The sequence below is a fragment of the Chryseobacterium vrystaatense genome (assembly GCF_000737765.1).
GTDB lineage: Bacteria > Bacteroidota > Bacteroidia > Flavobacteriales > Weeksellaceae > Chryseobacterium > Chryseobacterium vrystaatense.
Window position 1 is genome coordinate 122956 of record NZ_JPRI01000003.1, and the last position, 16532, is coordinate 139487.

Here is a 16532-nt window from a genome sequence, read left to right on the forward strand (position 1 = left end):
GATACAAAATAGTTTTTGATTCCACCAAATAATTAATGTACTAAAAACTATAATTTTTTAGCCCGGAATCTGGTGTAAAGTTAACAGTTCCTTTAAGTTCCCAACAGGCCCAGTTTACATAGGAAGTCTACTTTTGCCCGAAATTAAAAAATCAGATCATTATTTTTTTAATGGCCTGATTTACAAATCGAAATAAATCTAAACAAAAGTAAACTATTATGAAACATTATTTCTTCTTTTTCTGTTTTGCCGTCCAGATGGCATTCGGGCAGGCCCTGTTTCCCTACCTGCAGAATCCGACGCCAAACTCGATGATCGTCAACTGGAAAACAGCTTCTGAAAACGAAACAACCGTTATTTACGGGACGTCTCCAACCAGTCTGAACGTAACCGTTACCGGAACTACAAATATTTTTTCTGATACAGGGTACAACAACAACTATTATTATCACACCGCAAAAGTTGCCGGATTACAGCCCAACACCAAATACTATTATAAAATAAAGACCGGAACAACAGAGTCTGCCGTTTATAATTTCAGAACCCTTCCTCTTCCGGGACAGCCTGCTACTGCAGATGGAAAAATCCGTTTCCTGATCATGGGTGACAACCAGATCAAAGCAGAACCAAGGTATGATACCCTTACCCTGAATGCATTTAAAAAATTAAAACAAAAATTTGGAGCAGACTCCGATCCCTCAGATAATATTGCGCTGACCTTTATGGTAGGGGATCAGGTAGATGTGGGAACACTGGATCATTATGAGAATGTCCATTTTAAAAAGAACATCAAATTATCACCGTATCTTCCTATTCAGACAACAGTAGGAAACCATGAAACATATGGAACGCTTGGGATGAATTCCTATTATGCCCATTTCTATATAGATGAAATTAAATATAAAAATATTGCATCAGGAAATGAAAACTATTATGCTCAGCAAGCCGGAAACGTTTTGTTTATAAGCTTAAGTTCTGAACATACAGGTACCGCACAGCAGACCTGGCTTTCCCAAATTCTGAATGAAGCTAATGCTGATCCTACCGTAGACTGGATTATCTCATTAAGCCACAGACCTTATCAGGCTGAACAGTATGTTGGAGATATTTCGACATGGGTGAGAAATAATGCAGTACCATTGTTAACGACTTCCAATAAATATCTAATGCACGTGGGAGCTCACCATCACCTGTACCACAGAGGTCAGCTTAAAGAAACCCCGAATTATCAGATCATTTCCGGAGGAACGGCATGGGATCAGTATTGGGGAATGTCTAATGAACAGGATTTTGACGATGTACAGAAAACGCTTACAGACTGGACTTATCAGATCGTGGAAGTAGATGTACAAACCGGAAAAGTAGATATAGAATGCTATTCAATTGGTGGGGTATACAATAAGAAGTACAACGAATTGGTAGATACATTCCACAGGTATAAAAATCAGCCAAAACCATCGAAACCTTCTGTTACCAATACTTTTGCTGCATCGGTGACATTGCCTTTGACTCTTGACGGAAGTGCTTTCGCATCATCCAACGGAGAACTTCTGAATACAACACAGTTCCAAATCAGTAAAGCAGCCAATTTTTCAGTCATTGAAAAAGAATTTTACCGTGATTACGAAAACTGGTTTGGAAAAGACGGAAACGGAACACCGGATAAAACGAAAAATTTAAATGCCGGAGTGGATATTACTAAGGCTACCATTGCTGCCAATTCTATTTCAAACGGTACTTATTATGTAAAAGTCCGTTACAGAGACAGAAACCTGGAATGGAGCGACTGGAGTGATGTAAAACAGTTTGAGGTGACCGGAAGCGTTGTTTCCAATCCTACATTTACATTAGACAAAACTGAATATACACAAGCTGAGCCTATTACCGCTACTTATACCGGAGGACCCGGAAATCAGCAGGACTGGGTAGGAATCTACAAAAAAGGGCAGACGCCTACGACTACAACTTCTCAGGGCTTTATTTATACAAACGGACAGACAGCAGGAACAGCTGTGTTCACGAATGGTCTTGCCAACAAAGGACAGTATTTTGCAGGTTTCTTTGCGAATGGAGGGTATACCGAAATTACAGGTAGAAAAAACTTCTATGTAGGACCGAAAGTTCTGCTGCAGGCTACAGCAGATACCTATCCTGTAGGAGGAACAGTTGTCGTTAACTTCAGCAACGGGCCCAATTTGGTGAAAGACTGGATCGGGATATATAAAATGGGGCAGACTCCGGGAACCAACACCGCTATCAAATGGAGCTATGTAACGACTCCTTCAGGAACATTGAATTTTACAGGCCTTCCTAAAGGATATTATTATGCGCAGTATCTGCTTGAGGACGGATATACAGGGATTGGAGATAAAGTATTCTTTAAAGTAGGGGACATTGTAACAGATCTGTGGATCAACAAACCTGTATATACATTAGGCGAAAACATTACCGCTTCATGGACGGATTCTCCTGGAATTATCAAAGACTGGCTGGGAATTTATCCGCAGAGTGTTCAGACTCCGGATGACAACTTCGTTTCTTATACGTACTTTGATGGTGTTACTCAGGGAACAAAAACAATCCAGGGAACAGCACTTCCTACAACTCCGGGGAATTATTATATGGTAATGTTTACCAATGACTCTTATACAGAAGTGTCAAACAGAAAACAGTTCCAGGTAACATCCGGAACATTGGGAACCGATGAAGTGAAAAGCACAGAGAAAAATGTAGTTATCTATCCGAATCCAACGAAACCGGGTGAGCCTACCTTCATAAAAAGTGATTATCCGATCGAGAAAATTGAGCTGTTATCAGCATCAGGACAATTGTTGTATGAATCAAAAAATATCAACAATCAACGTTTTTCTCTTGTTAATGAAAACCTTCCGAAAGGAGTATATTTCGTGAAAGTTCATACAAGAAAATTATTTACTTTAAAACTGGTGATCCAGTAATACTCTAACAATATATTGGAAAAAGCGAGAAAATTATTTCTCGCTTTTTCTATTTAATATGAACAGGAAAAGTATAATCAAAATGACAATGATCAGCCCTTTTGTTTTTAGTGAGGCATGATTAAGGTCATTAAAACAGATAAAAGGATCATTGAAATACCAAATGTGAGCATTCCCAATATATAGGAAACAAGAGCTTTTAAATAGCTGCCCAGCTTGGCTTTATCAAAAAATTGCCCTACAGCCCAGGAAAAATAAATGACTACAACCCCTGCGGCAATCGGCATTAAATGATATTGTGTTATTCCTTCAAAAACAGCAAAAACAGAAAACATCAGCATTTCCATTCCAAGGATAAAGCATATCAGGATCAATATTTCAAAAAAATTGTAATCATATTTTTTGAAAAATATCTTTAGCCAAAAAGAAATAAACCCACCCATTATTATATTGGAATACCCATAATGACCCTGAACCCAATCATTGATTGCATTCGATTGTGGACCTTCCGCATCAAATTTGATATAGCTTTGTTCAATGTGAAAAAAATGATTGACCAGTGTATAAATGATCGATGTGACAATAATAAATATAACAGGTTTAACCAGCCTGCTTCTGTTTTCACTGATGAAATTTCTGATATTTTCTCCTGGCCTTACCAGTAATTCTCTTATGGTATATAAAATACCTCTGTCAAAATGCAAAACGTGCTCAATTTCATGGAGTATATAATGTCCGTCTATTCTTTTCGGTTTTATATTCTGTTTACAGTTTGAGCAAAATTCTTCGTTCATAGCAGCTTAAGTTTTAAATGCAAAAAACGATAAATGATTTTAAATCAACTTTACACTTTTGGGTAGTTTTTGGTATTTTTATCCAATCGAAAATGAAAGATAAATATCAGTCTGAAAATGATAATGCATCACAGCTGTTTCTTTTACAAAACGCAGCAGAACTTTTTTGTTGTAAAGAACAATCACATCTATTAAAACGAAAAATCGACCATTACAAACGGTCGATTTTTTATTATTTAAATTGAAAAGATATTTTAGTAATCGTATAGCAGGTCATCCTCCTGTATCGTGGTACTCATAATATTGTAAACATCCTGCTCTTCTACCTCTGCGAGAATCTTCGAATCCTGAACAAGTTTTCCTTCAGTATTATAAACCTTTAGCAGAACCCATTTTCCGCTGCGTTCCAGTTCCTTTAAACCGGATTCTGCTTTATACTTAATTTTTCCGCTTTGAAGCACTCCGTTTTTTACAACAGCCTTATTGCCGGGCTTGCCTTTTACATATTGCACGATTTGTGCGGTGAAACCGGATTCTTCTTCCAGAGGTTGGCTATAAGTGTAGACAATGGCACCTTTTTCATCATAAATAGTTGAATCGTATCCGGTCTGTTTAGTGTTCAGCTTTTTCTCTGACTTTACTTTTTCATCCTCTCTGAAGGACTTGGAAAGCACCAAAACACCATCTTTATATTGCTGTTCACTGAATTCCTCATATAAAGTGCCGCTGTAAGGCATATCCTCTTTATAAGTTAAAGTACCCTTTACTCTTCCATCCGGATAATAATACTTGATTTCCTGTACCATCCCATCCTTCATTACTTTTTCAGAAGATAATTTTCCGTTGTCGTCGAAAGATTTGTTCAGTACAACCGATCCGCTTTTATAAACATCGATAGCTGAAAACCCTGAAAGATCGTAGTTGAACTGGTAATCTTCACCATCCATAGGTTTATAATAATCAGATTCCTTATCGTAAGAATAGATGAGATTTCCTATTTTCTTACCCGTTTCATCATAGGTGGTTTTATATCCGTCCTTTTTGCTTTTCTTATCTTCCTGAAGAATCTTTCCGTTTTTTGAATAGATGATGCTTTCCTTTATCGTTCCATCACTTTTTTGTTTCTCAATTTTAGAGACTCTCATCGGATTATAATAATACTCTACGACGACATTATCGTCCGAACTACCGGCATTGCTTGTGCCAATGTGTTTTCCCTTATCACCGTAATACTTCGTTTCGTACTTTCCTTTGCTGTCTGTAGTAATCTCATAACGGATCCCTTTGATGTCCTCATCATAGGCCACCGTTTTGAAATTCTCGGAATTTTCATAGGTTGTAACACTGTTATAAAAAGATGAAAGCTCCGGATCTTTGTAGCTGTACATTTTTCCTTTAAAAGTGCCGTCGGCTTTATAAATCAGTTCTTCCAAAGGTCTTCCTTTCTCATCAAACGTCTGAGCAGGGCCTATCTGTTTTCCCCCTGAAAATGTTACTGTGTTCAAAACCTTTCCTTCAGGAGTATACCAGGTCACTTTCCCTTCATAGATCTCACTGCCTGGCGTAGTATCTGAAGCAAGGCCTTCCATTTGAAGTTTTCCGTTTTTATAGAAATCTCTGATTAAGGTAAGCTTACCTTTGGCCTCGGTTTCCCTGTAAAATTCCATCTTGTCCTGAGTGGTTTTTTCCCAGTTTTCGTCAAAATACACCTTTTCCTGTGCACCTACGCTGATGCTGAGAATCAGTGCAAGAACTGCCGACGTAAATAATTTTTTCATGTTTTTATTAAAAGTTTAAATGATTCAGTAATGTAATATGAAGTAGGAGTGAAGTCTTCTTTAAATATATGATGGATATAGAAGAAAATTTTTTTCACATAAAATGGTGTCTGATAATTTTTTTAATAAGATCAACAGGTAGAAATGAAAGATATTCATAACCACTGTATTGATTACGCCAAATATAAGTCAATTTACTGAGAAATAAAGAGAATTTAAAGCATAAAACCTCCGTAAAATCACGGAATTTTTTCCGGAAAATTTTACTATTACAACGGAACGAAACAATGAACTGATTGTCTTTTTACCATCAAACGTTTCTACAGGTAAAAAAAGTCCTTTTTTTTCTTTCTGATTAATTGATCGATCCCGAAAGCCCTGTATCCATAGAAGGAAAACATTCCCAATATCATTATAAACAGTACCTGCGGCAGGAAAAAGAAATAGGTAAGCCATGTGAAAGGATCCATTGGATGCGGTCCGGCGGCAGGGTCTACCGGAACAAGTTCGGTGGGAATAGAATGAAGGTCTTTGGTGAATAACGCCACAAGCATGATGACAATTAATGATAGTGAACTGAGCCTCGTCAACAGCCCTAATAATAAAAGAAGCCCCCAAAATGCTTCATTAAAAGCAACAAAATTAGCCATGAACTGTGGGTTGGAGAAACCAAGATTGCTTATGGTTTTCAGCATATAACCCTGAAAAACAGGATGGAAAAGCTTGTTGAAACCAGTAATGAAAAAGAACAGCCCAATGCTTATTCTGCATATTACATAAAATAAATCTCCGGCTTTATTAACAGTATTCTTTTCCATATGACAGTTGTTTAGTTAAAAATTTTGAGTGCTAAGGATTTAGCTTAAACTATGATGACAGAATACCTGAAAAGTTAGATCTGAATTCAAATAAATTCCTGAATAATGTAGATATGAGAAAAATGATTAAATTTAACGGACAGAAAAATCTAATATTTCATGATAGATAAAAGAGTAAAAAATGCAAAGGAAGCCATCGAAGGAATTAAAGATGGAATGACTTTAATGCTGGGCGGGTTTGGTCTGTGCGGTATTCCTGAAAACTCAATAAATGCTTTGGTAGAGAGCGATGTGAAAGACGTTACCTGTATTTCAAATAACGCTGGTGTCGATGATTTTGGACTGGGATTACTGCTTCAGAAAAGACAGATCAAAAAAATGATCTCTTCATATGTAGGAGAAAATGCTGAATTCGAAAGACAGATGCTGTCCGGAGAACTTGAAGTAGAATTGACCCCACAGGGCACTTTAGCGGAAAAATGCAGAGCAGCTCAGGCAGGAATTCCTGCTTTTTATACCCCTGCAGGGTACGGAACTGAGATTGCAGAAGGTAAGGAGGTAAAAGATTTTGATGGAAAACCTCATATTCTGGAACATGCTTTCAAAGCAGATTTTTCAATCGTTAAAGCATGGAAAGGGGATTATCTCGGAAACCTTATTTTTAAAGGTTCCGCAAGGAATTTCAACTTTCCGATGGCAGGTGCTGCCAAGATCACAATTGCTGAAGTGGAAGAACTGGTAGAGCCGGGAGAACTGGATCCTAACGAAATCCACATTCCTGGTATTATGATTCAGAGAATCTTCCAGGGAGAAAAATTTGAAAAAAGAATCGAGCAGAGAACGGTTAGAAAAAAAGACTGATTCCCTTCTGAAAATATAATTTGAAATAAAATAAAAGCGCTGAAATACATTCAGCGCTTTTATTTTATTCCTGTGAAACAGGCATTTTTCTTTCTCCGATCTGTTGTCGCCACATAGCGTAGTACAATCCTTTTTCGGCAATTAAATGACTGTGTGATCCCATTTCTATAACCTGTCCTCGTTCAAGTACATAAATTCGGTCTGCATGCATGATCGTACTTAAACGGTGCGCAATGAGAACCGTAATTTGTTCCTTTTCTTCTGAAATACTTTTTATGGTGGAGGTAATTTCTTCTTCAGTGATACTGTCCAGCGCTGAAGTGGCTTCGTCAAAAATCAGTAAATGAGGTTTTCTTAAAAGGGCACGGGCAATGGCGATTCTTTGTTTCTCTCCGCCACTCAGTTTAAGTCCGCCCTCGCCAATAACGGTTTCGATTCCTTTTTCTGCCCGTTCCAATAAAGCGGTACAGCTTGATTTCTGCAAAGCAATTTCCAGATCAGATTCTGTAGCATTGGGATTCACAAAAAGAAGGTTTTCTTTGATTGTTCCTGCAAAAAGCTGGGTGTCCTGAGTGACAAAACCAATTTGATTTCTCAGTTCGTCAAAATCAAATTCTTTTCCATTAACCTTATTGTAAAAAATATTTCCTTCCTGAGGTCTGTAAAGTCCAACCAATAATTTCACCAATGTACTTTTCCCGGAACCACTTGGTCCTACAAAAGCGATGGTTTCCCCATTTTTTACATCAAAAGAAATATTGTTCAAAGCTTTATACTGAGCAGACTGGTGTTTGAAAGAAACGTGTCTGAATTCCAATTCTTCAATAGCTCCGATTTGTTTTGGATGAAGCGGTTTTTCTTCCACTTCCTTTTTCATTAAGAGATCAAAATTATTAAGAGAAGCTTCAGCTTCACGGTAAGAAATAATGATATTCCCGATTTCCTGCATCGGTCCGAAAATGAAGAAACCATAGAACATCAGAGACAGGTATTGTCCGGGAGTAACAATATTCTTGAAAATCAAAAGTAAAAGAGTCATCGTAATGATCTGTTGAAGAAAATTGACCATCGTTCCCTGAATGAAACTTAAAGAACGGATGCTTTTCACCTTCCTCAATTCAAGACCAAGAATCTTGTATGTATTATTATTTAAACGGATAACCTCCTGATTGGTTAACCCCAAACTTTTGACAATTTCTATATTTCTTAAACTCTCTGTAGTACTTCCGGCTAAAGCTGTTGTTTCAGAAACAATATTTTTCTGAATACTTTTTATTCTTTTGCTTAATAAATTGGTGATAAATGCAATCAGAAAAATCCCGCAAATGTACACAGGCATAATAGACCAGTGTAAACGGATGGCATATACAGAAACGAAAATAATACTGACTAAAATCCCGAAGAAAATATTAATGAAACTGGTAATGAATTTTACAGTATCTTCTCTTACCTTCGTTAAAATCGACAACGTTTCACCACTCCTTTGATCCTCAAATTCCTGATAGGGAAGAGCCATAGAATGTTTTAAACCGTCTGTAAAGATTTTCGCGCCAAACTTTTGAGTAATAACGCTTACTGCATAATCCTGAAAAGCTTTAGCAATTCTGCTGATCATCGCCGTTCCGATAAGTAATCCCAGGAAATAAAAAACACCATGGAAGGCACCGTCACCATATAAATATTGGTTCAGATTTCGGGGTAAGAGTTTTTCTTTATCAAAAAAATTAGGATGCGTGACCAACTGATCCAGGATATTCCCTGTAATGGCCGGCGCAAATAAAGAAAAAACCTGATTAATGGTTGCCAGTAACAAAGAAAGAGCAATCAACCATTGGTAAGGTTTAAGGTATCTTAAAAGTATTTTCATTCTAGTAAATAATGATGCAAAATTAGAGATATTATTTTGACTTATGATATTAACCTGAGCCCGTGTTAAAAAAATTAATATGATTTGTCTGTAAGCTGGAATTTATGAGATGAGGATTACGGGTTTAAGAGTAGCAGTGTTTTATTTCAACCTTAATTTCGTTTCTGAAATACTGATCCAGGCTTTCAATTTCCTGACATCAAAAAAAAGAAATGTCCGAATGACAAAGCCCTTTTGTATTCAAGGGAAAAGAATTAAATTGCAGTTTAAGTTTTTATTATGCTTACAAAAGAACAAATTGCTAAAAGGATTTCAAAAGAACTGAAAGACCGTTATTATGTAAACCTGGGAATTGGGATCCCAACATTGGTGGCCAACTACGTTCCAGAGGGGATTTCCGTAGAATTCCAAAGTGAAAACGGAGTTCTGGGTATGGGACCTTTCCCTTTCGAAGGCGAAGAAGATGCAGATATCATCAATGCCGGAAAACAGACGATCACCATTCTGCCGGGAGGTTCATTCTTCGATTCAGCATTCAGTTTCGGGATGATCCGCGGTCAGAAAGTTGATCTTACCATCCTTGGAGCCATGGAAGTTTCAGAAAACGGAGATATTGCCAACTGGAAAATTCCGGGGAAAATGGTAAAAGGAATGGGTGGTGCAATGGACCTTGTAGCTTCTGCAGAAAATATTATCGTTGCGATGATGCACGTGAACAAAGCTGGAGAAAGCAAAATCCTGAAAAAATGTACTCTCCCGCTTACAGGGGTCAACTGTGTGAAAAGAGTAGTAACCGAACTGGCTGTGCTGGACGTAACTCCTGAAGGATTCAAACTCGTAGAAAGAGCGCCTGGCGTTTCGGTAGAACATATTGTAAAATCTACAGAAGCCGATCTCATCATTGAAGGCGAAATTCCTGAAATGCAATTCTAAATAAAATAAAAACCTTGTCAATGACAAGGTTTTTTTATTGAAATAATTTTTACGTTATTTTAACTGACATAGGAAATCGTAGCGTTAAAAAAAATAAAATCTGTGAACGTTAAGAAAATTCTTCTGTCTGAGTCCGGGACAGATACTGAGCTAAAACAACAATACTGAACTCGCACGAGTTTAGAATTTTTAGTGAACATAATTTATTTTTAGCGAAGAGTTCCAGGTCTTGAATTTTTGCTTCTTTTGTTTCAAGACAAAAGAAAAAATATATCAAAAATAAAATATATTTTAACCTTTGATAAAGCCTCAGGCAAAGGATTATTGACCAGATCGTAGAACTTGATTCTGATATCTATTTCCCATCCTGCGCCCCAAAGACCTTCTGCAAAATAGAAGTTGTTCTCATGGCAGGAGTATTTCTGATTCCGCTTTCTTTGTCTGCCACCATTTTGAATACCCCATTGATCGTTTCGGTGGTTACATATTCATTAAGATCTGTTGTTACAGACTGTCCGGTAAATGTATTGTATTTTGAGATCAGATTTTTCCATACTGTATCTGCACCCACTTTTCCTAATGAAGCTTTTACTTTTGGCTGAAAGGTGGTAAACAATTGACTTTGGGTTTTGGTCTGTAAGTAATTGGTAGCCGCATTATCGCTGCTTAATAAAATATTTTTGGCATCTGTAATGGTCATAGAGGTAATCGCTTTGGTGAAAATAGGAGCAGCTTCTGTTACTGCATCTTCAGCAGCTCTGTTTAATAATTTCACACCTTCATCAGCAAGACTTCCCATTCCCAGAGAACGTAGTGTAGTGTCGATTTTTCTCAGTTTTTCAGGCATTAAGATTTTTACCGCTTCATTTTTCAAAAATCCATCGGTTAAAGCCAGCTTCTTAACCCCATCAGTAACCCCAATGCTTAGCGCTTCTTTTAAGCCGGAAGAAATCTGTGTTGAGGTAAGATTCCCAAGATTGATAGCTGACGTTTTGGTCGGCGTGGCTGTTGTTGCTGTTGGAGTGGTAGTACTTGTAGAACTTTTAGGTTTTGAAGGATTATCAAGATCAACACCTGTTTTGGTTTTAACAGTAGACTTGATGATATCAAAGATCTGTGCCTGTGAAGAAACTGAAAATAATAATCCTGCGGCTAGTAAAATGCTTTTTCTCATCGTATTTTTTTTGCAAATTTAGATGTTTTATTATTTAATAGGTTAAAATGTCCCATAGAGTTTTGGAAAATAATTATCTTAGCTACAACCATAATCATACCTGGATGACACGTTTTCTTTTTTTATTTTCCCTTGTTTTTTTTACTGCATTTCATGCTCAGAAGAAACCCAATTTAATTCCATATCCTCAAAGTGTCGAGATACAGAAAGGTAAATTTGCGATTCCTGAAATGCTGATTCTCAATGATAAACTTCCAAAAGAAGAAACAGAGTATTTCAAAAAACGACTGGGTTCTCAGTTTAAATTTCAATCGAGCAGCAGTACGGAAAAAGTTCATTTGATGCATGTTTTGATCCCACAGCCAAAAATTCCAGTTGATCCCGAAGGTGAAAAAGAAAAATATTCTATTAGTATTTCTCCAAAAGGGATTTTTATAACCTCCTACACCAAACAAGGCTATTTTCTGGCACTTCAGACCCTGCTTCAGCTTTTTGAAGAACACAGAGAAGACCGTGAAATTCCGGCTATGGATATTCAGGACCATCCAAAATTTGCATGGCGCGGGATGCATTTAGATGTCTGCCGTCACTTCTTCAGTGTTGATGAGGTCAAACAGTACATAGATTACCTTGCCATGTACAAACTGAATACCTTTCACTGGCACCTTACAGACGATCAGGGCTGGAGAATTGAAATAAAAAAGTATCCGAAACTCACCGAAATTGGTTCAAAACGTAAAGAATCAATGATTGGTGCTTATGTTGACAATACATTTGACGGAAAACCTTACGGTCCGTATTTTTATACTCAGGAACAGATCAAAGATGTTGTGAAATATGCTCAGCAGAGACATATTACCATAGTTCCGGAAATTGAAATGCCTGGACATGCCTTAGCAGCGTTGTCAGCATATCCTGAACTGGCCTGTACGAAAGGTCCATTTGAAGCTGCCACAAAATGGGGCGTTTTTGACGATGTTTTCTGCCCGAAAGAAGAAACATTCACCTTTCTGGAAAATGTTCTTGATGAAGTCATGAAATTATTCCCGTCCCAGTACATCCATATCGGTGGAGATGAGTGTCCGAAAACAAGATGGAAAGAATGTGCCCACTGTCAGGAACTGATTAAACAAAATAATCTGAAAGATGAGCATGGCTTGCAAAGCTACTTCATCCACAGAATTGAAAAATATGTCAACAGCAAAGGCAGGAAGATCATTGGTTGGGACGAAATCCTGGAAGGTGGCCTTGCACCCAATGCAGCTGTGATGAGCTGGACAGGGGTTAATGGAGGAATTGAAGCCGCCAAATCAGGGCATTTTGCAGTAATGACACCCGGGGCTTATTGCTATTTTGATCATTATCAGGGAGATCCTCAGTCTGAACCCAATGCTTTTGGAGGTTTTACCCCTTTGGATAAAGTGTATTCATATAATCCGGTTCCTGCAGAATTAAACCAAGATCAGGCCAAATATATCCTGGGTGTTCAGGCTAATTTATGGACAGAATATATCACAGACTTTAGCCAGGTACAATATATGATATTCCCAAGACTGATGGCACTTTCTGAAGTAGGATGGGGGACCTCTGATTCCAAAAACTATAAAGAGTTTGAAAACAGAGTGATCAGCCAGTTCAAAGTTCTGGACCGAATGAAAGTTAACTATGCAAAAAGCATCTACAATATTTCAGGAAAAGTCGTTCCTGCCAATGAAGGTATTGCCTATGAGCTTACTGTTTCACAAGATCCAAAAGGTATAAGATATACTACAGATGGTACGGAACCTACTCTGGATTCACAGGTTTACCAGGGACCTGTAAGTGTGGCAAAATCTATGACGGTTAAATCTGCCTATTTTGAGGACGGAAAACTGAAAAGCGCGGTTTCTTCACAGGAATTTACGGTTTCCAAAACCACAGGAAAAAAAATTACATTTGAACAGCAGCCGAGTGAAAATTATTCTTTTGGTGGTGCTTTTACCTTAGTAGACGGAATTATTGGGAATACAAGACAGCTGGGTAAAACCTGGCTGGGCTTTCAGGGTAAAGATGTTGTGGGAGCAATTGATCTTGGCCGGAAGACAGGCTTCTCGGAAGTTTATTTTAATACCCTGGAAAATAAAGGAAGCTGGATCCATCTGGCCAAATCTGCAAAAATATTTGTTTCCGATGACGGTAAGAATTTTAAAATAATCAAAGAGATCGGAAAAGATGAAATTCAGAACCTAAAAGGAAAAATAAAACTCAATGTGGGAAATCAGAGTTCAAAATATATTAAACTTACCATAGAAAATGCAGGTATTATTCCTGCAGGAAATCCCGGAGCCGATTCAAAAGCATGGCTTTTTGTAGATGAAATAGGCGTAAATTAGTCCCAAAGTCGAATATATACAATGCAGAACGATATCCTTTCCTCAGAATTTGCCTCTTCACCGGAACTTGTACAAAAGCTGTATCAATCCGGGATCACCAAAACCTACAGGGAAGGAGATATTATTCTGGATGAAAACAATTCCATACGTTCCATTCCAATCATTATGAAAGGAATGATCAAAGTCATCAGAACAGACGAAGACGGACGGGAAATCCTGCTCTATTATATAAAAAGTGGTGAAAGCTGCATCATGTCATTTCTGGGAGGGATGCACAGTGAGAAAAGTATAGTAAAAGCTGAAGTAGAAGAACATACAGAGATCCTTTTCCTGCCGGTAGATAAAGCTTCATTATTCATAAAAGAATATCCCGAATGGCTGGATTATATTTTTAAACTTTATCACAAACGATTTGAAGAACTGCTGGATATCATCAATGCCATTGCCTTTAAAAAAGTAGATGAGCGACTGCTGGCTCTTCTCCATAAAAAATCTGAACTTACCGGTTCTAAAACTATTGTCACTACCCATGAACAGCTTGCTAATGAACTGGGAACAGTGAGAGTTGTAATATCAAGACTGCTGAAGCAATTGGAAGAAGCCGGAAATTTGAAATTAGGCAGGAATAGAATTATCCTTTTATAAAATAATATTTCTGGGCTGATGTACTCATTCCAATTGGACGGGTTGCAAATTGCATATGTGATGAAGGAATGGTTATAGAAATTAGCCGAAAAATACCTTATGTAACAAAAGTAGCTGTAGATCTTTCCAACTATCCCCATTTTTACAAAGAATTAAATTAAAATCAATGGTAGATATTTTAAAAGAACCATGGCCGTGGTATATAGCCGGACCTTTGATCGGACTTACCGTTCCTGCTTTGTTGATTCTTGGAAATAAATCCTTCGGAATCAGTTCTTCATTACGGGATATCTGTGCGGCATGTATACCGGCCGGGATCAGCTTTTTCAAATACGACTGGAAGAAAGAGTCATGGAATTTATTCTTCGTTTTTGGAATTTTCCTGGGTGGAATGATTGCCTCGCATTTCCTTCTCAACACAGCTGAAATTATCGTTAATCCAAACTTGAAAACTGAATTGGCAGGATATGGAATTACAGATTACAGCAATTTAGTTCCCGTCCAGCTTATGAGCTTTGAAAGCATCCTGACCCTTAGAGGATTTATCATGATGGTCGTCGGAGGGTTTTTGGTAGGTTTCGGAACCAGATATGCAGGGGGCTGCACAAGCGGACATGCGATTATGGGACTTTCCAATCTGCAGTGGCCATCATTGGTTGCTACAATTTGTTTTATGATTGGCGGTTTTATTATGGCTAATCTTATTCTGCCCATTATCCTTTCCCTTTAACCCGATTTTAAATACAATGCAATGATAGATCATAAAGAATCCGATATTTGTCAGCAGGACATCAGCATTAATGAAACAGTTGTGAACAAACCATGGTATTACAATCTGAAATATCTTCTGACCGGAATTATCTTCGGAATCATTTTTGTGAAAGCTGAGGTCATCAGCTGGTTCAGAATTCAGGAAATGTTTCGTTTGCAGTCTTTCCATATGTACGGAATCATCGGCAGTGCCGTTCTTGTTGGAATGATCTCAGTATGGCTGATCAAAAAAATGAATGTGAAAACAATACATGGCGAACCGATTACCCTTTCAGCCAAAAAATTTAATAAAGGCCAGATCTATGGTGGATTGATTTTTGGTTTTGGATGGGCTATTACGGGAGCATGCCCGGGACCTCTTTTTGCACAGATCGGAACAGGCGCTTTAGCGGTGAGCATAACTCTTTTAAGTGCTGTTGCAGGAACCTGGGTATACGGTTATTTACGGGATAAACTCCCTCATTAATCACACAAAAACAAGAAAAAGACCACAGAGAATTGACAGTGGTCTTTTTTCTTTTCTGCTAGCGGGAAAATTGCTAATTTGGAAGCCAAATACATCTCACATGCAAAGTAGACGAAACTTCATTAAAAAAACCGCTGCCGCTTCTCTGGCACTTGCTGTAAATCCATTGGATCTCATTGCTAAAGATCTGCCTGATCATCACAAAACAACAGGGAAACCTATTGTTCTTTCCACATGGAATTTTGGACTGAAAGCCAATGAAGAAGCCTGGACTATTCTTGGGAAAGGTGGAAAAGCTTTGGATGCGGTGGAAAAAGGAGTTCGCCTTGTAGAATTGGATCCTGCTGAAAGAAGCGTAGGCTACGGCGGACGCCCCGACAGAGATGGAAGAGTGACCCTTGATGCCTGTATTATGGATGAGAACTATAATATTGGTTCAGTAGCCTGTTTAGAGCATATTAAAAACCCTATTTCTGTGGCGAGATCGGTTATGGAAAAAACACCACACGTGATGCTGGTTGGAGACGGAGCTCTGCAGTTTGCTTTATCACAGGGCTTTAAAAAGGAAAACCTGCTTACTGCAGAGTCAGAGAAAGAATGGAAGGAATGGCTGAAGACCAGCGAATATAAGCCAGTTGCCAATATTGAAAATCATGATACCATAGGAATGATTGCTCTTGATGCACACGGAAACCTGTCGGGAGCCTGTACAACGAGTGGAATGGCGTTTAAAATGCATGGCAGAGTAGGAGATTCCCCCATCATTGGTGCCGGTTTGTTTGTAGATAACGAAGTGGGGGCAGCTACCGCAACAGGTCATGGAGAGGAAGTGATCCGAACCGTAGGAACCCATCTTGTCGTTGAATTGATGAGACAGGGCAGAAATCCGCAGCAGGCCTGTAAAGAGGCAGTTGAAAGAATTGTCAATATTACTAAAAGAAGAAATAAAAATCTTAAAGATATCCAGGTTGGCTTTATCGCTTTGAATAAAAAAGGGGAGTATGGTTCTTACTGTATTCAGGATGGATTCAATTTTGCAGTTTATGATCAGAAAGGAAACAGGTTAGAAACCCCTGAATTTGCTTTAAAATAGATA

Annotated in this window: 13 protein-coding genes; 8 read left to right on the forward strand and 5 right to left on the reverse strand. The window is 38.1% G+C overall.

Annotated elements, in window-relative coordinates; all coding sequences use genetic code 11:
• Positions 1-218: 218 nt before the first annotated feature.
• Positions 219-2957, forward strand: coding sequence for a fibronectin type III domain-containing protein (locus tag IW16_RS09825; protein WP_034743140.1), 2739 nt, complete (start codon positions 219-221; stop codon positions 2955-2957).
• Between the two features lie 107 nt (positions 2958-3064).
• Here IW16_RS09825 and IW16_RS09830 read toward each other — a convergent pair whose 3' ends face one another.
• From IW16_RS09830 to IW16_RS09845, 3 genes are all read right to left on the reverse strand, one after another.
• Positions 3065-3751, reverse strand: a complete 687-nt coding sequence (locus tag IW16_RS09830) for a DUF3667 domain-containing protein (RefSeq protein WP_034743143.1) — start codon at positions 3749-3751, stop codon at positions 3065-3067.
• 254 nt (positions 3752-4005) lie between these two features.
• On the reverse strand, positions 4006-5529 hold the full coding sequence (locus tag IW16_RS09840; protein WP_034743148.1) for a hypothetical protein: 1524 nt from the start codon (positions 5527-5529) through the stop codon (positions 4006-4008).
• Between the two features lie 320 nt (positions 5530-5849).
• Complete coding sequence (locus IW16_RS09845) at positions 5850-6347, reverse strand: DoxX family membrane protein (RefSeq protein ID WP_034743151.1); 498 nt, start codon at positions 6345-6347, stop codon at positions 5850-5852.
• 159 nt (positions 6348-6506) lie between these two features.
• On the opposite strand from IW16_RS09845, the gene IW16_RS09850 reads away from it, so the two are divergent.
• A complete protein-coding gene (locus tag IW16_RS09850) occupies positions 6507-7208 on the forward strand; it encodes a CoA transferase subunit A (RefSeq protein WP_034743154.1) in 702 nt (233 codons plus the stop codon).
• A 64-nt stretch (positions 7209-7272) separates the two neighbouring features.
• Here the strand turns inward: IW16_RS09850 and IW16_RS09855 are convergent, their stop codons facing one another.
• Positions 7273-9075, reverse strand: coding sequence for an ABC transporter ATP-binding protein (locus tag IW16_RS09855; protein ID WP_034743158.1), 1803 nt, complete (start codon positions 9073-9075; stop codon positions 7273-7275).
• A gap of 279 nt (positions 9076-9354) precedes the next feature.
• Here IW16_RS09855 and IW16_RS09860 point away from each other — a divergent pair, with 279 nt between their 5' ends.
• Complete coding sequence (locus IW16_RS09860; protein WP_034743161.1) at positions 9355-10008, forward strand: CoA transferase subunit B; 654 nt, start codon at positions 9355-9357, stop codon at positions 10006-10008.
• Between the two features lie 355 nt (positions 10009-10363).
• Here the strand turns inward: IW16_RS09860 and IW16_RS09865 are convergent, their stop codons facing one another.
• On the reverse strand, positions 10364-11182 hold the full coding sequence (locus IW16_RS09865; RefSeq protein WP_034743164.1) for a DUF4197 domain-containing protein: 819 nt from the start codon (positions 11180-11182) through the stop codon (positions 10364-10366).
• Positions 11183-11229: 47 nt separating this feature from the next.
• Between IW16_RS09865 and IW16_RS09870 the strand changes: the two genes are divergently transcribed.
• The 5 genes from IW16_RS09870 (at position 11230) to IW16_RS09890 (ending at position 16529) form a co-directional block, all read left to right on the forward strand.
• Positions 11230-13554 (forward strand): beta-N-acetylhexosaminidase, encoded by a 2325-nt coding sequence (locus tag IW16_RS09870; protein ID WP_316931918.1) that lies wholly within the window; start codon positions 11230-11232, stop codon positions 13552-13554.
• Between the two features lie 21 nt (positions 13555-13575).
• On the forward strand, positions 13576-14199 hold the full coding sequence (locus IW16_RS09875; protein WP_034743167.1) for a Crp/Fnr family transcriptional regulator: 624 nt from the start codon (positions 13576-13578) through the stop codon (positions 14197-14199).
• A gap of 166 nt (positions 14200-14365) precedes the next feature.
• On the forward strand, positions 14366-14929 hold the full coding sequence (locus IW16_RS09880) for a YeeE/YedE family protein (RefSeq protein WP_034743169.1): 564 nt from the start codon (positions 14366-14368) through the stop codon (positions 14927-14929).
• 21 nt (positions 14930-14950) lie between these two features.
• A complete protein-coding gene (locus IW16_RS09885) occupies positions 14951-15436 on the forward strand; it encodes a DUF6691 family protein (RefSeq protein ID WP_034743172.1) in 486 nt (161 codons plus the stop codon).
• A 100-nt stretch (positions 15437-15536) separates the two neighbouring features.
• The gene (locus IW16_RS09890) at positions 15537-16529 is read left to right on the forward strand and encodes an isoaspartyl peptidase/L-asparaginase family protein (protein ID WP_034743176.1); all 993 of its coding nucleotides are present in this window, start codon (positions 15537-15539) and stop codon (positions 16527-16529) included.
• The last annotated feature ends 3 nt before the right edge of the window (positions 16530-16532 follow it).

What these genes read in the sequence shown, in the direction of transcription:
- IW16_RS09870 (WP_316931918.1), top strand. Translation starts at nt 11,230, where the DNA reads ATGTCCCATAGAGTTTTGGAAAATAATTATCTTAGCTACAACCATAAT.
- IW16_RS09825 (WP_034743140.1), top strand. Translation starts at nt 219, where the DNA reads ATGAAACATTATTTCTTCTTTTTCTGTTTTGCCGTCCAGATGGCATTC.
- IW16_RS09855 (WP_034743158.1), bottom strand. Translation starts at nt 9,075, where the DNA reads ATGAAAATACTTTTAAGATACCTTAAACCTTACCAATGGTTGATTGCT.
- IW16_RS09830 (WP_034743143.1), bottom strand. Translation starts at nt 3,751, where the DNA reads ATGAACGAAGAATTTTGCTCAAACTGTAAACAGAATATAAAACCGAAA.
- IW16_RS09850 (WP_034743154.1), top strand. Translation starts at nt 6,507, where the DNA reads ATGATAGATAAAAGAGTAAAAAATGCAAAGGAAGCCATCGAAGGAATT.
- IW16_RS09845 (WP_034743151.1), bottom strand. Translation starts at nt 6,347, where the DNA reads ATGGAAAAGAATACTGTTAATAAAGCCGGAGATTTATTTTATGTAATA.
- IW16_RS09875 (WP_034743167.1), top strand. Translation starts at nt 13,576, where the DNA reads ATGCAGAACGATATCCTTTCCTCAGAATTTGCCTCTTCACCGGAACTT.
- IW16_RS09865 (WP_034743164.1), bottom strand. Translation starts at nt 11,182, where the DNA reads ATGAGAAAAAGCATTTTACTAGCCGCAGGATTATTATTTTCAGTTTCT.
- IW16_RS09840 (WP_034743148.1), bottom strand. Translation starts at nt 5,529, where the DNA reads ATGAAAAAATTATTTACGTCGGCAGTTCTTGCACTGATTCTCAGCATC.
- IW16_RS09880 (WP_034743169.1), top strand. Translation starts at nt 14,366, where the DNA reads ATGGTAGATATTTTAAAAGAACCATGGCCGTGGTATATAGCCGGACCT.
- IW16_RS09860 (WP_034743161.1), top strand. Translation starts at nt 9,355, where the DNA reads ATGCTTACAAAAGAACAAATTGCTAAAAGGATTTCAAAAGAACTGAAA.
- IW16_RS09885 (WP_034743172.1), top strand. Translation starts at nt 14,951, where the DNA reads ATGATAGATCATAAAGAATCCGATATTTGTCAGCAGGACATCAGCATT.
- IW16_RS09890 (WP_034743176.1), top strand. Translation starts at nt 15,537, where the DNA reads ATGCAAAGTAGACGAAACTTCATTAAAAAAACCGCTGCCGCTTCTCTG.